This is a genomic window from Streptomyces sp. NPDC017202 (assembly GCF_044331705.1).
In the GTDB taxonomy this organism is placed as follows: domain Bacteria; phylum Actinomycetota; class Actinomycetes; order Streptomycetales; family Streptomycetaceae; genus Streptomyces.
This window is the reverse complement of sequence record NZ_JBIRNP010000016.1, coordinates 105,618-123,972: the sequence shown is the minus strand read 5'-3', so window position 1 is coordinate 123,972 and position 18,355 is coordinate 105,618. Positions and strand designations below refer to the sequence as shown.

The 18,355-nt window shown below is 73.2% G+C and carries 17 protein-coding genes; 15 read left to right on the top strand and 2 right to left on the bottom strand.

The features are described from left to right. Positions 1–19: 19 nt before the first annotated feature. Complete coding sequence (locus tag ACH4N1_RS26410) at positions 20–799, bottom strand: DeoR/GlpR family DNA-binding transcription regulator (RefSeq protein WP_398100691.1); 780 nt, start codon at positions 797–799, stop codon at positions 20–22. A 258-nt stretch (positions 800–1,057) separates the two neighbouring features. After that, a complete protein-coding gene (locus ACH4N1_RS26405; RefSeq protein WP_398100689.1) occupies positions 1,058–1,867 on the bottom strand; it encodes an NAD-dependent epimerase/dehydratase family protein in 810 nt (269 codons plus the stop codon). A 252-nt stretch (positions 1,868–2,119) separates the two neighbouring features. On the opposite strand from ACH4N1_RS26405, the gene ACH4N1_RS26400 reads away from it, so the two are divergent. The 15 genes from ACH4N1_RS26400 (at position 2,120) to ACH4N1_RS26330 (ending at position 18,327) form a co-directional block, all read left to right on the top strand. Continuing rightward, positions 2,120–3,061: a 5-dehydro-4-deoxyglucarate dehydratase gene (locus ACH4N1_RS26400; RefSeq protein WP_398100687.1), complete on the top strand. Its 942-nt coding sequence runs from the start codon at positions 2,120–2,122 to the stop codon at positions 3,059–3,061. Further along, positions 3,058–4,257 carry a hypothetical protein gene (locus ACH4N1_RS26395; RefSeq protein WP_398100685.1) on the top strand — a complete coding sequence of 400 codons (1,200 nt, stop codon included), beginning with the start codon at positions 3,058–3,060 and terminating at the stop codon, positions 4,255–4,257. Before ACH4N1_RS26400 ends, ACH4N1_RS26395 begins: the two co-directional genes overlap by 4 nt. 290 nt (positions 4,258–4,547) lie before the next feature. Then, positions 4,548–5,219 (top strand): TIGR03086 family metal-binding protein, encoded by a 672-nt coding sequence (locus ACH4N1_RS26390; RefSeq protein ID WP_398100684.1) that lies wholly within the window; start codon positions 4,548–4,550, stop codon positions 5,217–5,219. A gap of 6 nt (positions 5,220–5,225) precedes the next feature. Beyond that, complete coding sequence (locus tag ACH4N1_RS26385) at positions 5,226–6,020, top strand: MBL fold metallo-hydrolase (RefSeq protein WP_398100682.1); 795 nt, start codon at positions 5,226–5,228, stop codon at positions 6,018–6,020. 156 nt (positions 6,021–6,176) lie between these two features. After that, a complete protein-coding gene (locus ACH4N1_RS26380) occupies positions 6,177–6,833 on the top strand; it encodes a GntR family transcriptional regulator (protein WP_398100680.1) in 657 nt (218 codons plus the stop codon). Beyond that, entirely contained in the window at positions 6,830–7,741 is a 912-nt protein-coding gene (locus ACH4N1_RS26375) for a dihydrodipicolinate synthase family protein (RefSeq protein ID WP_398100679.1), read from the top strand. The genes ACH4N1_RS26380 and ACH4N1_RS26375 overlap by 4 nt, the downstream gene beginning before the upstream one ends. Continuing rightward, a complete protein-coding gene (araD, locus tag ACH4N1_RS26370; protein ID WP_398100678.1) occupies positions 7,738–9,474 on the top strand; it encodes an L-arabinonate dehydratase in 1,737 nt (578 codons plus the stop codon). The genes ACH4N1_RS26375 and araD overlap by 4 nt, the downstream gene beginning before the upstream one ends. A 167-nt stretch (positions 9,475–9,641) precedes the next feature. Then, positions 9,642–10,577 (top strand): sugar ABC transporter permease, encoded by a 936-nt coding sequence (locus ACH4N1_RS26365; RefSeq protein WP_366061767.1) that lies wholly within the window; start codon positions 9,642–9,644, stop codon positions 10,575–10,577. Further along, positions 10,574–11,476 (top strand): carbohydrate ABC transporter permease, encoded by a 903-nt coding sequence (locus tag ACH4N1_RS26360; protein WP_382781336.1) that lies wholly within the window; start codon positions 10,574–10,576, stop codon positions 11,474–11,476. Before ACH4N1_RS26365 ends, ACH4N1_RS26360 begins: the two co-directional genes overlap by 4 nt. 232 nt (positions 11,477–11,708) lie before the next feature. After that, positions 11,709–12,905 carry a Gfo/Idh/MocA family protein gene (locus ACH4N1_RS26355; RefSeq protein ID WP_398100677.1) on the top strand — a complete coding sequence of 399 codons (1,197 nt, stop codon included), beginning with the start codon at positions 11,709–11,711 and terminating at the stop codon, positions 12,903–12,905. Next, positions 12,905–13,756 carry a PmoA family protein gene (locus ACH4N1_RS26350; RefSeq protein ID WP_398100675.1) on the top strand — a complete coding sequence of 284 codons (852 nt, stop codon included), beginning with the start codon at positions 12,905–12,907 and terminating at the stop codon, positions 13,754–13,756. The genes ACH4N1_RS26355 and ACH4N1_RS26350 overlap by 1 nt, the downstream gene beginning before the upstream one ends. A gap of 11 nt (positions 13,757–13,767) precedes the next feature. Then, complete coding sequence (locus tag ACH4N1_RS26345; protein ID WP_398100736.1) at positions 13,768–15,312, top strand: family 43 glycosylhydrolase; 1,545 nt, start codon at positions 13,768–13,770, stop codon at positions 15,310–15,312. A gap of 33 nt (positions 15,313–15,345) precedes the next feature. Continuing rightward, the gene (locus tag ACH4N1_RS26340) at positions 15,346–15,903 is read left to right on the top strand and encodes a hypothetical protein (protein WP_398100673.1); all 558 of its coding nucleotides are present in this window, start codon (positions 15,346–15,348) and stop codon (positions 15,901–15,903) included. Positions 15,904–15,984: 81 nt separating this feature from the next. Further along, positions 15,985–17,325 carry an ABC transporter substrate-binding protein gene (locus tag ACH4N1_RS26335; protein ID WP_398100671.1) on the top strand — a complete coding sequence of 447 codons (1,341 nt, stop codon included), beginning with the start codon at positions 15,985–15,987 and terminating at the stop codon, positions 17,323–17,325. A 204-nt stretch (positions 17,326–17,529) separates the two neighbouring features. Next, positions 17,530–18,327, top strand: a complete 798-nt coding sequence (locus ACH4N1_RS26330) for a rhamnogalacturonan acetylesterase (RefSeq protein WP_398100669.1) — start codon at positions 17,530–17,532, stop codon at positions 18,325–18,327. Positions 18,328–18,355 lie beyond the last annotated feature (28 nt).

The following is an 18,355-nucleotide window of genomic DNA, read 5'->3' as shown; positions in this document are numbered from 1 at the left end:
GGCCGGGTGTGCCGGTTCCTCAGACGCGGACGACCTGGGGGCCCAGCAGGGAGTAGCGGTGGGCCTCGGGGGCCGGCAGCAGCGTGCTCGTCACGATCGCCTCCAGCGAGCCGATCTCGGCGAACCGGCAGAAGCTGACCGCGCCGAACTTGGTGTGCACGCCCACGAGCACCGTGCGGCGGGCGGCCCGTACCGCCTGCGCCTTGACCTCCCCGACGGCCGGGTCGGGGGTGGTCAGGCCGTGCTCACGGGAGATGCCGTTGGCGCCGATGTAGGCGAGGTCGACGACGAAGCCCGCGAGCATCTTCGTCGTCCAGTGGTCCACCGTCGCCAGGGTGCCGGCCCGGACCCGGCCGCCCAGCAGCAGGACGGACACGTTGTCGGTCTCGGCGAGGGCGCCCGCGACCGGCAGGGACGCGGTGACCACGGTCAGCGGCCGGTCCCGGGGCAGTGCCTCCGCGATGAGCTGCGGGGTGAAGCCCTCGTCGACGAACACCGTCTCGGCGTCCCCGAGGAGTCCGGCCGCCGCGGTGGCGATCCGGCGCTTCTCGGGCACGTGACTGGTGGAGCGGAAGGCGAGGGTCGTCTCGAAACCGGCGCTCTCCACGGGATACGCGCCGCCGTGCGTGCGCCGCACCAGGCCGTGGTCCTCCAGGGCGCGCAGGTCCCGCCGCACGGTCTCCTTGGCCACGCCCAGTTCGGTGGCGAGCGCGGCGACGTCGACCGAGCCGGTGGCGCGCGCGGCCCGCACGATCTCCCGCTGGCGCTCCTCCGCCGTCCTCGGGGTCACTGCCGTCACCTCGTTCTTCCGCCCGTTTCTGCCCGTTCGGGCCCGGTGGGGCCCATGGGGGAAGTTCTACAACGGGGTGGGGGCGGTGACCAGGCCTGTCGCGGGCCCGATGCGGCCCGTCTGTGCCCGTTCTCCGTGGCCGCCGCCCGCCGCGGACCTGCACGGCTGTGGCGGCGGGCGACGGTTCGGGCAGCGCGGACGCCCGAACGCGGCGGCGGGCGGGCCCGTTCGGTGCCCGCCCGCCGCCGTACCGCTCCCGTGGGGGCGTCAGTACGGCCAGATCGGCGGGTCGTTGACGAAGTGGCCGCCGAGGTGGGCGTGCGCGATGTTCTCGGGGTCCAGCTCGCCCTGCTCGGCGATCAGCTTCCCGGCCCACGGCTCGGAGTCGTCCTGCGGCTCGTAACCGAGCGCCCGCGCGCTGGTCAGGTCCCACCACAGCCGGGTGTTGGCGGAGGAGCCGTGGACCACGGTGTGTCCGACGTCCCCGGCGGTCAGGGCGGCGTGGAACAGCCGGGCGCCGTCGGCCGGGCTCATCCACACCGACAGCATCCGGACGCTGGTCGGCTCCGGGAAGCAGGAGCCGATGCGCACCGAGACGGTCTCCAGGCCGTGCTTGTCCCAGTAGAACTGGGCGAGGTCCTCGCCGAAGGCCTTGGACAGGCCGTAGAAGGTGTCCGGGCGGTGCGGGGTCTCGACGGGGATGAGGGGGTCGTCGCCCTGAGGACGCGGGGTGAAGCCCACCGCGTGGTTGGAGGAGGCGAAGACGACGCGCCGCACACCCTCCTCGCGGGCGGCCTCGTACAGGTGGTAGGTGCCGACGATGTTGGCGTCGAGGATCCTGTCGAAGGGGGCTTCCAGGGAGATGCCCGCCAGGTGGATGATCGCGTCGACGCCCCGTACGGCCTCCCGTACGGCGTCCCGGTCGGCGAGGTCGGCGACGAGTGCCTCCGGCTCGCCCTCGATCGGGCGCAGGTCCATCAGGCGCAGCCGGTAGCCGTACGCGGGGAGCAGCTCCCGCATCAGGGTGCCGAGGCCTCCGGCGGCGCCGGTGAGCAGGACGGTGCGCGGAGCGGGCATCCTCGGGTCTCCTTGGGTCGGCGGGTGCGGCAGGCGACGGGCCCGGCGGCCGTATGCGTGGACATCATTCACATGCATGGACACGCTAAGGATCTCCCGCCCGTCGCGTCAAGTGTCTCGCGGAGCCGGAGAATCGGCCCCTGTCTGGTGGTTTGTGCGCTTGACCGGGCATCGGGGGCCTTCATAGGCTGAGTCCGTTCATAGATGTGGACATTAGTCAGAAGAACGCACGCGTCGTCCTAGGGAGAGCCCGTGACGCCAGCCCCGCTCGCCGCACGTCTGCGCGTCCCCAGCGGACCACTGTTCTTCCCCGTCACCGCCTACGGTCCCGACGGCTCCCTCGACCTCGACACCTACCGCGCGCACGTCCGCCGCGGCATCGAGGCCGGAGCGGCGGCCGTCTTCGCCTGCTGCGGCACCGGGGAGTTCCACGCGCTCACCCCCGAGGAGTTCGAGACGTGCGTGCGCGCGGCCGTGGACGAGACGGCCGGACGCGTGCCCGTCGTCGCCGGCGCCGGCTACGGGACCGCGCTCGCGGTGCGCTACGCGCGCCTGGCCCAGGCCGCCGGCGCGGACGGGCTCCTCGCGATGCCGCCGTACCTCGTGGTCGCCGGCCAGGAGGGGCTGCTGCGCCACTACCGGGAAGTGGCCGCCGCGACCCCGCTCCCGGTGATCGTCTACCAGCGCGACAACGCCGTCCTCACCCCCGAGACGGTCGTCGGACTGGCCCGCACGGACGGGATCATCGGGCTCAAGGACGGGCTCGGCGACCTCGACCTCATGCAGCGCATCGTCAGCGCCGTCCGCACCGACGCCCCCGGCGACTTCCTCTACTTCAACGGCCTGCCGACCGCCGAGCAGACCCAGCTCGCCTACGCCGCCATCGGCGTCACCCTCTACTCGTCCGCCGTGTTCTGCTTCGCCCCCGAGATCGCGCTCGCCTTCCACCGGGCGCTCGCCACCGGCGACGAGACCACCGCGCACCGTCTCCTCGACGGCTTCTACCGCCCCTTCGTCGAACTGCGCGCCCAGGGCCGCGGCTACGCGGTCTCCCTCGTCAAGGCGGGCGTACGGCTGCGCGGCCTCGACGTGGGCGAGGTGCGGCCCCCGCTGCACGAGCCCGCCGAGGAACACGTCAAACTGCTCGCGCAGCTGATCGACCGCGGGTACGCGCTGCTGGAGGAGGGCGAGTGAAGGCGTCGGCGTTCGTCTACCCCTGGGACGTCAACGGCGACCCGGCCGCACCGGGCCGGATCGCCGCGCTCGGCGTCCGGCAGGTCACCCTGGCCGCCGCCTACCACTCCACCCGCGCCCTCACCCCCCGCCACCCCCGCCACCGCGTCGTCACCGCCGAACACGCGGCCGTGCTGTATCCGGCCGGCAGCCGCTGGCAGGGCCGCGCACTGCGCCCGTACCCGGCCGGGGACTGGGCGCCCGGCGACGCGTACGGCGAGGCCGCCGCCGCGCTCGCACGGGCCGGCCTGGAGGTGCACAGCTGGGTCGTCCTCGCCCACAACTCCCGGCTGGGCGCCGAGCATCCGGCGACCTCCGTCGTCAACGCGTACGGCGACCGGTACCCGTGGGCCCCGTGCATCGCGCAGCCCGCCACGCGCGCGTACCTCGTCGACCTGGCCGCCGAGGCCGCCGTACGGCCCGGTGCGGCCGGCACCGAACTGGAGTCCCTCGGCTGGTACGGCCTCCAGCACCTGCACGCCCACGACAAGACCGGCGGGGTCGGGCTCGGCGAGGCCGGGCAGTACCTGATGTCGCTCTGCTTCTGCCCCGCCTGCCGGGCCGGCTACGACGACCTCGGCCTGGACCCCGACGAGCTCGCGGCGGCCGTGCGGAGCGCGCTGGAACCGGTGTGGCGGGGACTGCCGGACGACGGGGGCGCCGCCCGGCCGGGCGAAGCCGGGACCGGGGAAGGCTGGGCCGGCGTGGAGAAGCTGCTCGGCACGGAGCCGGCGGGCGCCACGCGCGCGTGGCGCGACGCCACCGCCCGCTCGCTCCAGGAGGAGGCCGTCGCGGCCGTCCGCGCGGCGGCACCCGAGGGCTTCCAGGTGCTCCTGCACGCCGACCCGGTCTCCCACCACGTGGGGGCCAACCCGGGCGTCGACCCCGCGCACGTCCTGTCGGTCGCCGACGGCGTGGTCGTGCCCTGCACGGGCGGGCCCGCGCTCCTGGGCCCGTTCGCGCGGCAGCGCCGCGAGAAGGCCGTGATCGCCGCCAACCTCACCGTCGTCTCCGGCATGGGCGGCAGCCCCGGCACGCTCGCCGCGGACGCGGCACGCGCGCGTGAGCTGGGCGCCACGGAGCTCCGGCTGTACCACGCGGGACTGGCCTCGGACGCGGACCTGGAGGCGGTCCGCGAGGGACTCGGCGCGCTCTGAGCCGGCACGGGCGCGGGGACGGGGACGGGCGCGGGGACGGGGACGGGCGCGGGGACGGGGACGGGCGCGGGGACGGGGACGGGCGCGGGGACGGCAGCGGCGCGGGACACGGGGCACGTGCCGCGGCGCGGCGGAGCGGCCCGTCACCCGGTGATCACCGGGTGGTGCGCGGGCGGCGGACGGATTCCGGCCGGGCCGGTCCGGGCCGCGGCGAAGAGACGGTCCGCCCTGCGATGAGTTCGGGCCGCTCCGCCGGTCTGCCCTTCAGGACCCACCTGGAGGAGCGGCAGATGACCGACACCGACACCAGCACTGACACCGACACCAGCACTGACACCGACACCAGCACTGACACCGGCACCGGCACCGGCACCGGCACGGTGACCCTCGACCTCGGAGCGCAGACCCGGACCGTGGCCCGGCTCGCGGCGGGCGTGCGGGACGACCGGCTCGCGGACGGGACGCCCTGCCCCGCGTACGCGGTCCGCAACCTGCTGGGCCACCTCGCCGGCCTCGCCGTCGCCTTCCGTGACGCCGCCCGCAAGGACTTCGGCCCGACCACCGACACCCCTCCCGACGACGCCACGCCCGACATCGGCCCCGGCTGGCGCGAGGAACTGCCCCGCGTCCTCGACGAACTCGCCGCGGCCTGGCGGGAGCCCGCCGCGTGGACCGGCATGACCCGCGCCGGCAGCGTCGACCTGCCGGCCGAGGTCGCGGTCGCCGTCGCGGTCGACGAACTGGTCGTCCACGGCTGGGACCTCGCCCGCGCCACCGGCCAGGACTACACCCCCGACCCGGCCGCGCTCCGGGCGTCCCACGCCTTCCTGCGGGCGGCCGCCGAGGACCCCACCCGCGGCGGAGGCATCTTCGGCCCCGTCGTACCGGTTCCGCCGGACGCCCCCCTCCTGGACCGCACGATCGGCCTGAGCGGCCGCGACCCGGCCTGGACGAAACCGTAGACGGACGTGAACCGGGCGCGGTCCCCAGGCGCGGTACGTAGCCTCCCCTCCACGCCCCTCAGCCTCACCGTCCTCGGCACCGCCTCCCCGCATCCCGGGCCGGGGCGGCCCTGCTCCGGCCACCTGGTGCGGGGCGGGGATGCCGAGGCGTGGGTGGACGCCGGGCCGGGGACGTTCGCCGAGTTGCAGGGGCACACGGATCCGCGACGGCTCACCGCGATCTGGATCTCGCACCTGCACGCCGACCGCAGCGCGGATCTCCTCGCCGCCGTCCACGCCTTCGCGTTCGGCGACACGACCCCGCCGGCCCCGGTGCCGGTGCGCGCGCCGCGCGACCGCGCCCGGCGCCCGGCGGGCTTCCTCGGCCGGCCGGACGTACGGTTCCTGGACGGAATCCCCGACTTCAGGGCGCTGCGCGACGGTCACGCCGTCCGGCACCGGAACCTCCGCCCCACCTCCCGCGCGGTGCTCCGCGACACCGGGGCGTACGGGCTGCGCGCCGAGTGCCAGGGCGGCGTGCTCGCCCACTCGGGAGACGGCGGACCGTGCGACGTGCTCACCGGACTCGCGGCAGGCTCCGACCTGTTCCTGTGCGAGGCCGACGTCGACGCGCATCGCGAAGGCGAACAGCCGGTGCACCTCGCTCCGGAGGGCGCGGGGGCCTGCGCGAAGGGCGCGCGGGAACTGCTCGTCACCCATGTGGGACCCACCCTCACCCGTGAGGCCGCGGCCGACCGCGCCGCACGGGTCTTCGGCGGCCGGACCGCCGCCGCGCGCGAGGGATACACCGTCTCCTTCTGACGGGCGAGCCGACGGGCGAAAAGAAGCAACCTCGACTTCCTCTGTCAGAAGCATTGACGAAACACACCGCCCCTCCTACCTTCAACCCGTCGTACTTCGTACGTCATATATGAGACGCGATACGCGAGATCAGATACGCGACACCGAGAGGCGCGCATGACCTCTGTGCCCACGCCGATCCCCTCCCGCACGCAGTACGTGCTGGAGGAGATCAAACGCCGCATCCTCACCGGGCAGTTGACGCCCGGTCAGGCGCTGGTCGAGACCGAGCTGGCCGCGCAGTTCGGGGTCTCCAAGACCCCGGTGCGCGAGGCGCTCAAGACCCTGGCCGGCACCGGGCTGGTCGTCATGAGCCAGTACAAGGGCGTCACGGTGCGCATGGTGGACGCGGACATGGCGCGCGAGGTCTACGACGTGCGACTGCTCCTCGAACCCGAGGCGCTGAAGCGGGCCGTACGGCGCGGCGCCTCCCTGGACGCCGCCCGCGCGGCGCTCACCATGGCCGACGAGGCGACCGACACCGCCGAACGCTCCCTGGCCAACCGGGAGTTCCACCGCGCCCTGTACCTGCCGTGCGGCAACCCGCTGCTCGGCCGGATGCTCGACGAGGTCCGCGACCAGGCCGCCCTGGTCTCGGCCGTCGCCTGGGCCGCCTCCCCCTCCTGGGAGCGGGAGGCGGGCGAGCACCGCGAGATCCTGCGGCTCGCCCTGGACGGCGACGCCGACGGCGCGGCCCGCGCCCTGCACGCCCACATCGCGTCGTTCGTCCGCAGGGCGTTCCCCGACGTCCAGGCAGAGGAAGGTCAGGAATGAGCAGCGTGGTGTTCGAGACCCAACGTGCGGCCCTGGCCGACATCGTGGCCATCCCGGTGACCCCGTTCGCCGAGGACGGCTCCGTCGACCGGGACGTCCACCGGGCCCTGCTGCGCCGTCTGCTCGACGGCGGGATCAGGACCCTCACCCCCAACGGCAACACCGGCGAGTTCTACGCCCTCACCCCCGAGGAGCGCCGTCTCGTCACGGAGCTGACGATCGAGGAGGCCGGGGACCGCGCGGCGATCCTGGTCGGCGTCGGGCACGACGTGCCCACCGCCGTCGCCTCCGCCCGTCACGCCCGTGAACTCGGCGCGGGCATGGTGATGGTCCACCAGCCCGTGCACCCCTACGTCTCGCAGAGCGGCTGGGTCGACTACCACCGTGCCATCGCCGAGTCGGTGCCCGAGCTGGGTGTCGTCCCCTACATCCGCAACGCGCAGCTCGCCGGCGCCCGCCTCGCCGAACTCGCCGACGCCTGCCCGAACGTGATCGGCGTGAAGTACGCCGTCCCGGACGCCTCCCGGTTCGCCGCGTTCGCCCGTGACGCGGGTCTCGAGCGGTTCGTCTGGGTGGCCGGCCTCGCCGAACCGTACGCCCCCTCCTACTTCTCCGCGGGCGCCACCGGCTTCACCTCGGGGCTGGTGAACGTCGCCCCGGCCGTCTCGCTGAACATGATCGAGGCGCTGCGCTCCGGCGACTACCCGGCCGCGATGAAGGTCTGGGAGCAGATCCGCCGCTTCGAGGAACTGCGCGCGGCCAACGGTTCCGCCAACAACGTCACCGTCGTCAAGGAGGCCCTCGCCTCCCTCGGCCTGTGCCGCCGCGATGTCCGCCCGCCGAGCCGGCCGCTGCCCGAGGCGGACCGCGCCGAGGTCGCCGCCATCGCCGCGGGGTGGTCCATATGACCGAGCCCGTCCGCAGGCGCCCCGAGGACCTGCGCAGCCACCAGTGGTACGGCACCGACGGCCTGCGTTCCTTCAGCCACCGCGCCCGCACCCGCCAGCTCGGCTACCTGCCCGAGGAGCACCTCGGCAAGCCGGTGATCGCGATCCTCAACACCTGGTCGGACATCAACCCCTGTCACGTGCACCTGCGCGACCGGGCGCAGGCCGTCAAGCGGGGCGTGTGGCAGGCGGGCGGCTTCCCGCTGGAGTTCCCGGTCTCCACCCTGAGCGAGACCTTCCAGAAGCCGACCCCCATGCTCTACCGCAACATGCTGGCGATGGAGACCGAGGAACTGCTGCGGTCGTACCCGGTGGACGGCGCCGTCCTGATGGGCGGCTGCGACAAGACCACCCCCGCCCTCCTCATGGGCGCCGCGAGCGTCGACCTGCCGGCCGTCTTCGTGCCCGCCGGCCCGATGCTGCCGGGCCACTGGCGCAACGAGGTCCTCGGCTCCGGCACCGACATGTGGAAGTACTGGGACGACAAGCGGGCCGGCCTGATCGGCGACTGCGAGATGGCCGAGCTGGAGAACGGCCTGGCCCGCTCGCCCGGTCACTGCATGACGATGGGGACGGCGTCCACGCTGACGGCGGCCGCCGAGGCGCTCGGCGTCACCGTCCCCGGCGCCTCCAGCATCCCGGCCGTGGACTCCGGGCACGACCGGATGGCCGCGAAGGCCGGCATGGCGATCGTCGACCTCGTCCACCGGGACCGCAGACTGTCGGGCATCCTCACCCGCGACGCCTTCGAGGACGCGGTGACGACCGTCCTCGGCCTCGGCGGCTCCACCAACGCCGTCATCCACCTGATCGCCATGGCCGGACGGGCGGGGGTGAAGCTCACGCTGGACGACTTCGACCGCATCGCCCGCACGGTCCCGGTGCTCGCCAACGTCCGGCCCGGCGGACAGACGTACCTGATGGAGGACTTCCACTTCGCCGGCGGTCTGCCCGGGTTCCTCTCCCGCATCCCCGACCTGCTCCACCTGGAGCGGCCGACCGTCTCGTACGACACGATGCGCGAGCAGCTCGCCGGGGCGCGGGTGCACGACGACGACGTCATCCGGCCGCGGGACAACCCGGTCGCGGCCGAGGGCGGGGTCGCCGTCCTGCGCGGCAACCTCTGCCCGGACGGCGCGGTCATCAAGCACATCTCGGCCGAGCCGCACCTGCTCAAGCACACCGGCCCCGCGGTCGTCTTCGACGACTACCGGACCATGCAGCGGACCATCAACGACCCGGACCTCGGCATCACCGCCGACAGCGTGCTGGTCCTGCGCAACGCCGGCCCCAAGGGCGGCCCGGGCATGCCCGAGTACGGCATGCTGCCGCTCCCCGACCACCTGCTCCGGCAGGGCGTGCGGGACATGGTCCGGATCTCCGACGCCCGGATGAGCGGGACGAGCTACGGGACGTGCGTGCTCCACGTGGCGCCCGAGTCCTACGTGGGCGGGCCCCTCGCCCTGGTCCGCACGGGCGACCCGATCACCCTCGACGTGGAGGCCCGCACCCTCCACCTCCACGTGGACGACGAGGAGCTGGAGCGGCGCAGGGCCGACTGGACGCCGCCGCCGAACCGCTACGAACGCGGCTACGGCGCGCTCTACAACGAACAGATCACCCAGGCCGACACCGGCTGCGACTTCGAGTTCCTGGCCCGCCAGGGCACGGTGGCGGACCCGTACGCGGGCTGACCCGCACAGCGGAGCCGCCTCCGCCGACCCCTACCCGGGGAGAAAGCGCTTCCTACGCGACGCGAGCACCACGACAGCACCACAAGCACCACGACAGCACCACAAGCACCGCGACAGCACCACACCAGCACGACGTACGACGACGTACCCAGAAACGGAGAACAGTCATGGCCCAAGCCGCAGCCGTGGCGAAACCGCCCGCGCCAGCCCGGCGGCGCCGTGCCTCCGCCACGCCGCGCAGGCTGCCGTACCTGCTGATCGCGCCGGCGGCCCTGCTCATGCTGGGCTTCATCGCCTACCCGGTCATCAGCGTCTTCTACTACAGCCTGCAGAACTACAACCCCACCAAACCGTGGCGCAACGGCTACGCGGGCTTCGACAACTTCGTCCACGCCTTCACCGACGACCCGGTGTTCTGGGACACGCTCACCTTCAGCGCCAAGTGGGTGTTCGTCGAGGTCGGGCTCCAGCTGATGTTCGGCCTGGCGCTGGCGCTCATCGTCAACCAGACCTTCGTGGGCCGCTCGCTCGGCCGCGCCCTGGTCTTCTCCCCGTGGGCCGTCTCCGGCGTGCTGACCTCCGCGATCTGGGTGCTGCTCTACAACTCCCAGACGGGCATCACCCGTTACCTCGCGGACATGGGCATCGGCAGCTACGGCACCAGCTGGCTGTCGGACACCTCCACGGTGTTCCCGGCCGCGATCGTCGCCGACCTGTGGCGCGGCGTCCCCTTCTTCGCGATCCTCATCCTCGCCGACCTCCAGTCCGTCTCGAAGGACCTGTACGAGGCCGCCGAGGTCGACGGGGCCAGCAGGCTCAAGCAGTTCTGGCACATCACGCTGCCCCACCTGAAGGACGCGATCGTCCTGTCCACGCTGCTGCGCGCGGTGTGGGAGTTCAACAACGTCGACCTGCTCTACACCCTGACCGGCGGCGGGCCCGCGGGCGAGACCACCACGCTGCCCCTCTACATCGCCAACACCTCCGTGGACGCCCACAACTTCGGCTACGCGTCCGCCCTGACCACCGTCGCGTTCGTGATCCTGCTCTTCTGCTCGATGGTCTACCTGAGGCTGAGCAAGTTCGGAAGTGAGGCCAAGTGATCACCAAGGAGGCCACCGAGGTGGCGCCCACGCCCGTGAGCGTCCCCACCCCGTCCGAGCCGCGCCCGCGCGGCGGGAGGAACCGCGCCTGGGACGAGGCCCCGCGCTGGCAGATCTACCTGCCGCTGTCGGTCTACCTCGTCTTCACGCTGATCCCCTTCTACTGGATCCTGCTGTTCGCGCTGCGCCCGGCCGGTTCCACCTCGCTCCTGCCCTGGCCGGTCACCTTCGACCACTTCGAGAAGGTCTGGACGGACCGCAGCTTCGGCACCTACTTCCAGAACAGCCTGCTCGTCGGCGTCGCCACCCTGCTGATGACGACCCTCGTCGCGCTGGCCGGCGGCTACGCCCTCGCCCGCTTCGACTTCAAGGTCAAGCGCGCCTTCATGCTGGCCCTGCTCTGCTCCCAGTTCGTGCCGGGCGCGCTGCTCCTGGTCCCGCTGTTCGAGATCTTCGCCGAACTCCAGATGATCAACTCGCTGACCAGCGTGATCATCGCCGAGACGGTGTTCCAGCTGCCGCTGTCGATGATCCTGATCAGCAACTTCATCAAGAACGTGCCGTACTCGCTGGAGGAGGCGGCCTGGGTCGACGGCTGCAACCGGCTGACGGCTTTCCGCATCGTCGTGCTGCCGCTGCTGCGGCCCGGTCTGATCGCCGTCGGTTCCTTCGCCTTCGTGCACTCCTGGAACCACTTCCTGTTCGCCCTGATGTTCCTCAACAACCAGAGCAAGCAGACCATCCCGGTCGGCCTCAACACCCTGATGAGCGCGGACAGCGTCGACCTCGGCGCCCTCGCCGCCGGCGGCATCATCGCCGCCGTCCCGGTGGTGCTCGTGTTCGCCTTCATCCAGAAGTGGCTGATCACCGGCTTCAGCGCGGGGGCGGTGAAGGGATGAGGATCCGTCACCCCGCCGCGGCGACGGCCGCCGGAAGCCGCACCCCCACCCCGCGCGCGGCGACCGGCCGTGCCACGGCGACCGACCACGGGACGGTGGCAGACCACGGGACGGTGGCAGACCGCGGAACGGCGACCGACCACGGGACGGCGACCGACCACGGGACGGCGACCGACCGCGGGACGGTGGCAGACCGCGGGCCGGCCCGCGGCGCGGGCGCGGGGAGGACCCCGTGAACACCCCCGAACCCCTGACCACGGGCGCTTCGCCGGGCACGGGCGTCCCCGTCGTCCTCGCCGGTGCGCGCGGCCACGGCCGCTGGCACCTGGAGAACATCCGCCGTCTCCAGGACAAGGGCATCGTGCGCCTCGCGGGCATCTGCGAGTTGACCCCGCTCACCCCCGACGAGATCCCGGACGGCCTCGGCACGCCCGAGCAGTCCGCCGACTTCGGCGCGCTGCTGGACTCCACCGGCGCCCGGATCGCCGTCGTCTGCACCCCGATCCCCACCCACACCGACCTGGCGCTGACCGCGGCGGGCAAGGGCGTGCACCTGCTGCTGGAGAAGCCGCCGGCACCGTCGTACGCGGAGTTCCGCCGGATGGCCGACGGGGTCGCCGAGGCGGGCGTGGTCTGCCAGATCGGCTTCCAGTCGCTGGGCTCGCACGCCGTGCCCGCGGTCCGCCGGATGATCGGCGACGGGGTGATCGGCGAGGTCACCGGGGTCGGCGGGGCCGGCGCCTGGGCCCGCCCGGAGGTCTACTTCCGGCGCGCGCCCTGGGCCGGGAAGCGGCGGCTGAACGGCGTCGACGTGATCGACGGCGCCCTCACCAACCCGCTCGCGCACGCCGTCGCCACCGCCCTCACGCTGGCCGGCGTCACCCGCGCCGAGGACGTCACCGGCATCGAGACCGAGCTGGCGCACGCCAACGCCATCGAGTCCGACGACACCTCCTGCGTCCGGATCACCACCGCCGCCGGACGCCCCGTCGTCGTCGCCGCGACCCTGTGCGCGGAGGACCCCGACGACCCGTACGTCGTCGTCCACGGCAGCCACGGCCGGATCACCTTCTGGTACAAGCAGGACCGCGTCCTGCTCCAGCGCGGCGGCCACGGCCCCGAGGAGTTCGAGTACGGCCGCACCGACCTGCTGGAGAACCTCGTCGACCACCTCACCGACGGCGCCGAGCTGCTGGTCCCGCCGGCCACGACCGAGGCGTTCATGCGGGTCGTCGAGGCGGTCCGGGTCGCCCCCGACCCGCTCGAACTGCCCGACGACGCCTGGCACCGGCTCCCCGGCGAGGACCGCCGGGTCGTCCCCGGCGTCGACGGGCTGGTCGCCGCCGCCGCCGACACCCTCGCCCTCTTCTCCGAGCTGGGCGCCGCCTGGGCGTCCCCGACCGCGCACCCGAAAGGGGTGGACACCTGATGGCACAGGCCCCCGACGCACCCGTCGTGCTGCGGGTCGCGGGCCGCCCGGTCGGCGGCTACGTCACCCGGCCCGAGCTGCCCGACCGGCTCTCCCCGCGCCCCTTCCTGCACCCGGTCACCACCCTGGCCGGCACGGCCGTCACCGAACTGAGCCCCGCCGACCACACCCACCACCTCGGCGTCGGTGTCGCCGTTCCCGACGTCGAGGGGCACAACTTCTGGGGCGGCCGCACCTACGTCCGCGACCAGGGACCGACCGAACTCGCCAACCACGGCGTCCAGCGGCACACCGGCTTCCCCCTGTGCGACCCCGACGGCTTCGTGGAGGAGCTGCGCTGGACGGCCGCCGGAACCGAGCTGCTGCGCGAACGCCGTACGGTCGCGGCCACCGGACTCACCGACACCGCCTGGGCCCTGGACTTCACCTTCTCCCTCACCAACGCCACCCCGGACCCGGTGACCATCGGCAGCCCGGCGACGAACGGACGCCCCGGCGCGGCCTACGGCGGCTTCTTCTGGCGCGCCCGCAAGGAGGACCGGGCCCCCGACGTCTTCACCGCCACCGCCGAGGGCGAGGCCGAGGTGCACGGCGGGTGCGCCGACTGGCTCGCCCTGGCCGGCCGGGACTGGACCCTGGTGTTCGCGGGCGCCACCGACGCCACCCGCCGCGACCCCTGGTTCGTGCGCACCGCCGAGTACCCGGGCGTCGGCTCCTCGCTCGCCTGTGCCGAGCGGCTCGTGATCGCCCCCGGCGACACCGCCGTCCGCCGCGTCGTCACCGTCGTCGCCGACGGCCGCCTCGGACGCGACGAGGCGGCCGCCCTCGTGCGGAAGGCGGTCACCCAGTGACGGACGCGGTCGTGGCCGACGAGACGTACGAGAACCCGGTCCTGAACGCCGACTGGTCCGACCCGGACGTGGTGTGCGTCGGCGACGACTTCTACCTCACCGCCTCCAGCTTCGGCCGGGCCCCCGGCCTGCCGCTGCTGCACTCCCGCAACCTGGTCGACTGGACGCTGGTCGGGCACGCCCTCGAACGCCTCGAACCGGCGGCCGAGTTCGACTCCCCGCGCCACGACCGCGGGGTCTGGGCGCCTTCGCTGCGCCACCACGACGACCGCTTCTGGATCTTCTGGGGCGACCCCGACCAGGGCGTCTTCCAGGTCAACGCCCCCGAGATCAGGGGACCCTGGACCCGGCCCCACCTGGTGAAGGAGGGCAAGGGCCTGATCGACCCGTGCCCCCTGTGGGACGAGGAGACCGGCGAGGCCTACCTGGTCCACGCCTGGGCGAAGTCCCGCTCCGGGATCAAGAACCGCCTCACCGGCCACCGGATGCATCCCGACGGCACCTCGCTCCTCGACGACGGCAAGGTGATCGTCGACGGGGACCGCATCCCCGGCTGGTTCACCATCGAGGGCCCCAAGCTGTACCGGCACGACGGCTGGTTCTGGATCCTCGCCCCGGCCGGCGGGGTGGAGACCGGCTGGCAGGGCGCCTTCCGCTCCCGGGACTTCTTCGGCCCCTACGAGGAGAGGATCGTCCTGGAGCAGAAGGACACCGACGTCAACGGCCCCCACCAGGGCGGCTGGGTGCGCACCCCGTCCGGCGAGGACTGGTTCCTGCACTTCCAGCAGCGCGGCGCGTACGGCAGGGTCGTCCACCTCCAGCCCCTGCGCTGGGACGGTGACGGCGCCTCCGGCCCGGGCGGGGCCGGGAGCGGGGGAAGCTGGCCGGTGATCGGGGACCGGGGCGCCCCCGTCGCCGTGCACCGCAGGCCCGCGCTGCCGCCGCAGCCCGCCGCCGCGCCCGCCACCGACGACGACTTCCCCGGCGGACGGTTCGGCAGGCAGTGGCAGTGGACGGCCAACCCCCAGGACGGCTGGGCCACCCAGCACTCCGGCGACGGACTGCGCCTGTCCTGCGTCCGCACGGCCGACGCGCACGACCTGCGCAAGCTGCCCCACGTGCTCACCCAGCGGCTGCCCGGCACCCCGTCGGCCGTCGAGGTGGACCTGGAACTGCACGGTGAGGAGCCCGGCGCACGGGCCGGACTCGCGGTGCTGGGGGACGCCTACGCCTGGATCGGGCTGCAACGCGGCACCGACGGCACGGTCCACCTCGTGCACCGCTTCGCCGAGTCGGCCGCCGAGCGGGAACGGGACGCCGCCCACCCGCGGCCCGCCCCGCACGGCACGGTCCGCCTGCGCATCGAGATCGGCGCCGGCGCCCGCTGCCGTTTCGCCTACGACCTCGGCGACGGCCGACGCCGCAGCGGGCCGGTCTTCGCCGCCACCCCCTGGCGCTGGGTGGGCGCCCTGCTCGGCCTGTTCGCCCTGGCACCCGACGGACCGGGCCGCCCCGGGGCCGCCACGTTCACCCGCTTCAGGATCAGCCCCCTCTAACCCACCGCAACGGTCAGCCTGTCGGGAGCCGCAATGACGCACTTCCCCAGCAAGCGCTCGTCGAGACCCGGCGCCGTCCCGGCCGCCGTGGCCGCCCCGGTCGCCGTGCCCGCCCTCGGCGCGGCCGGCGAGGCCCGCTCCGCGCCGGCCCCGGTCGCCGTCGCGCCGGACACCCGCCGCGCGGAGGCGTCCGTCCCGGCGGGCGAGCCGAACATCTTGCCGCAGGGGACTGGACAGGACCGCTCCGGCACCGTCATCGTCTACGACACGCCTGTGGCGCACGGGGTTCCGACCGGCGGCGCCACGTTCCGGATCGCGGCCCACGGCGTCACCGCCCGCCACCCCGCCCTCGGCGACGACGGCGACGAGGCCGCGCACGAGCCGAACGGCGAGCAGGCGCCGGCGGCGGGGACGACCGGCGACCGGACCGTCCTCGAGGACACCGCCTTCCCGGCCCGCCGGGGCACCCCGGTCACCGGCAGCCCCCGGCCGGCCGCGGCCGGCCGGATCCGCGTCCGCGCCTCCCGCTCCGAGGGCGACGTCGACCACCTCAGGGGCACCGGCGACCCGGCCCCCCACGCCCGCCGCTGACCCCGCGCCCCCCACACGCCCGCACCGCACATGCCCGCACAGCCCGTTGGATCCAGAAGAGAAGAAGAAGAGAGCCGACCAATGAAGATCAGCATCCACAGAAGCAGGCGCGCCGCCACGGCCGTAGCCCTGGGGGCCGCGCTCGCCCTGACCGCCACCGCCTGCGGTGACGACGGCAGCGGCGCCGGCGGGGACAAGGGGTCCGACGGCAGCGGCAAGGGCAAGATCGTCTTCTGGGACAACAACGGCGGTGTCCGCACCGACATCTGGAAGCAGGTCATCGCCGACTTCGAGAAGGCCAACCCCGACATCGACGTCGAGTACGTCGGCATCGCCTCCACCGAGTACCAGTCCAAGGTCGACACCGCCATCCAGGGCGGCGGCCTGCCGGACGTCGGCGGCATCACGGCGTCGATGGCGGCGGCGATCGCGGCGCAGGACGCCCTGGAGCCGCTGGACGACCGCCTCGCCAGGTCCTCCCTCAAGGGCGAGCTCAACGCGTCCATGGTCGAGTCGCTGAAGTCCGCCGGCGGCGGTGAGGCGCTGTACTCGATCCCGACCTCCGCCAACAACGGCGTCCTCTACTACCGCACCGACCTGTTCAAGGCGGCGGGGCTGGCCGAGCCGACCACCTGGGACGCGTTCTACACGGCGGCGGAGAAGCTGACGAACAGCGGCAAGAACCAGTTCGGGTACACCATCCGCGGCGGCGCCGGATCCATCGCCCAGGCGCTGGACGCGATGTACGGGCAGAGCGGGATCACCTCGTTCTGGAACGGCGACAAGACCACCGTCAACGACCCGAAGAACGTCGCGGCGCTGGAGAAGTACGCGGCCCTCTACAAGAAGGTCACCCCGGCCGCCGACCTCAACAACGACTTCACCAAGATGGTCGCCCAGTGGGACTCGGGCACCATCGGCATGCTGAACCACAACCTGGGCTCGTACCAGGACCACGTGAAGGCTTTCGGCGCCGGCAAGTTCCGGGGCATCCCGCAGCCGGTCGGCGCCTCCGGCAAGCGGGTGCAGGTGTCCAACCCGGTCGACGGCATCGGCATGTTCAAGAGCTCGAAGAACAAGGACGCCGCCTGGAAGTTCATCGAGTTCGCCACCTCGCAGGCGGAGAACTCGAAGTTCAACGAGTCCGCGGGGCAGGTGCCGTCCAACACCAAGGCGGCGAAGGACGCGTGGATCGACAAGGCCGAGCCGACCAAGCTGGCCGCGCAGGCGCTGTCGGACGGGTCCACGACGATCGTGCAGCTGCCGTACTACCTGCCCGACTGGGGCACCATCTCCAAGTCCGACAACGAGCCCAACTTCCAGAAGGTCCTGCTGGGCAAGCTCACCGCCAAGGAGTTCCTGGACACCCTCGCCGAGCAGCTGAACACGGCGCAGGCGGAGTGGAAGGAACAGAAGGGCTAGGCCTTCCCCCTTCCGCAGCACGGCGGCCGGCCGCGGTGTCCCGCCGGAGCCGGCCGTGACTTCCGCGGCGGAGCCGGCCGTGACTTCCGCGGCGGAGCCGGCTGTGACCTCCGCGGCGGAGCCGCACATGCGTACCGTCCCGCGCCCCGGCAGGGGCGCGGTCCCCCTCCCTGTGAGAAATCCCTGTGCGAAAGGCGCACCTCCGTGTCCCTCACCCGCAGACAGGTCACCTCGGCGGCCCTCGCCGCCGTCCCCCTCGCCGTCGCGGCCACCGGCACCGCCCGGGCCGCGGGGCGACCCCGCACCCTCTACATCGCCGGTGACTCCACCGCCGCCCAGAAGTCCGCCGACGCGGCGCCCGAGACCGGGTGGGGCATGGCGCTGCCGTTCTTCCTGCACAAGGACCGGCCGGTCGCCAACCACGCGGTGAACGGCCGCAGTTCGAAGAGCTTCGTCGACGAGGGGCGGCTGGACGTCATCCTGGCGTCGATCCGGCCGGGGGACTTCCTCCTGATCCAGTTCGCGCACAACGACGAGAAGACCACCGACCCGGCCCGCTACACCGAGCCCTGGACGACGTACCAGGACCATCTCCGGCTGTACGTCGAGGGGGCGCGCTCCCGCGGGGCGCGGCCCGTGCTGGCCACGGCCGTGGAGCGCCGCCGCTTCGACGCGGACGGCGACGCCCTGCCCACCCACGGCGACTATCCGGCGGCGATGCGCGCCCTCGCCGCGGAGGAGGACGTCGCGCTCCTCGACCTCCAGGCCCTGTCGCTCGCGCTGTGGCAGAAGCTCGGGGCCGAGGAGACCAAGCGGTACTTCAACTGGACCGACACCGAGCAGGACAACACGCACTTCAATCCGCCGGGCGCGATCGCCGTGGCCCGGCTCGCCACCGCCGAACTGCTGCGCCGCCGGGTGCTGACGGCGCGGGACGTGCGCCGGCTGGACGCGGAGATCCCGGAGTCGTGGATCACCTGGCCTCCGGCCACCACCGCCTGACCCCTACCTTCCGTGAAAGAGAGCCGCA

What these genes read in the sequence shown, in the direction of transcription:
- araD (WP_398100678.1), top strand. Translation starts at nt 7,738, where the DNA reads ATGACCGAGCCCGTCCGCAGGCGCCCCGAGGACCTGCGCAGCCACCAG.
- ACH4N1_RS26365 (WP_366061767.1), top strand. Translation starts at nt 9,642, where the DNA reads ATGGCCCAAGCCGCAGCCGTGGCGAAACCGCCCGCGCCAGCCCGGCGG.
- ACH4N1_RS26350 (WP_398100675.1), top strand. Translation starts at nt 12,905, where the DNA reads ATGGCACAGGCCCCCGACGCACCCGTCGTGCTGCGGGTCGCGGGCCGC.
- ACH4N1_RS26375 (WP_398100679.1), top strand. Translation starts at nt 6,830, where the DNA reads ATGAGCAGCGTGGTGTTCGAGACCCAACGTGCGGCCCTGGCCGACATC.
- ACH4N1_RS26405 (WP_398100689.1), bottom strand. Translation starts at nt 1,867, where the DNA reads ATGCCCGCTCCGCGCACCGTCCTGCTCACCGGCGCCGCCGGAGGCCTC.
- ACH4N1_RS26340 (WP_398100673.1), top strand. Translation starts at nt 15,346, where the DNA reads ATGACGCACTTCCCCAGCAAGCGCTCGTCGAGACCCGGCGCCGTCCCG.
- ACH4N1_RS26335 (WP_398100671.1), top strand. Translation starts at nt 15,985, where the DNA reads ATGAAGATCAGCATCCACAGAAGCAGGCGCGCCGCCACGGCCGTAGCC.
- ACH4N1_RS26390 (WP_398100684.1), top strand. Translation starts at nt 4,548, where the DNA reads ATGACCGACACCGACACCAGCACTGACACCGACACCAGCACTGACACC.
- ACH4N1_RS26380 (WP_398100680.1), top strand. Translation starts at nt 6,177, where the DNA reads ATGACCTCTGTGCCCACGCCGATCCCCTCCCGCACGCAGTACGTGCTG.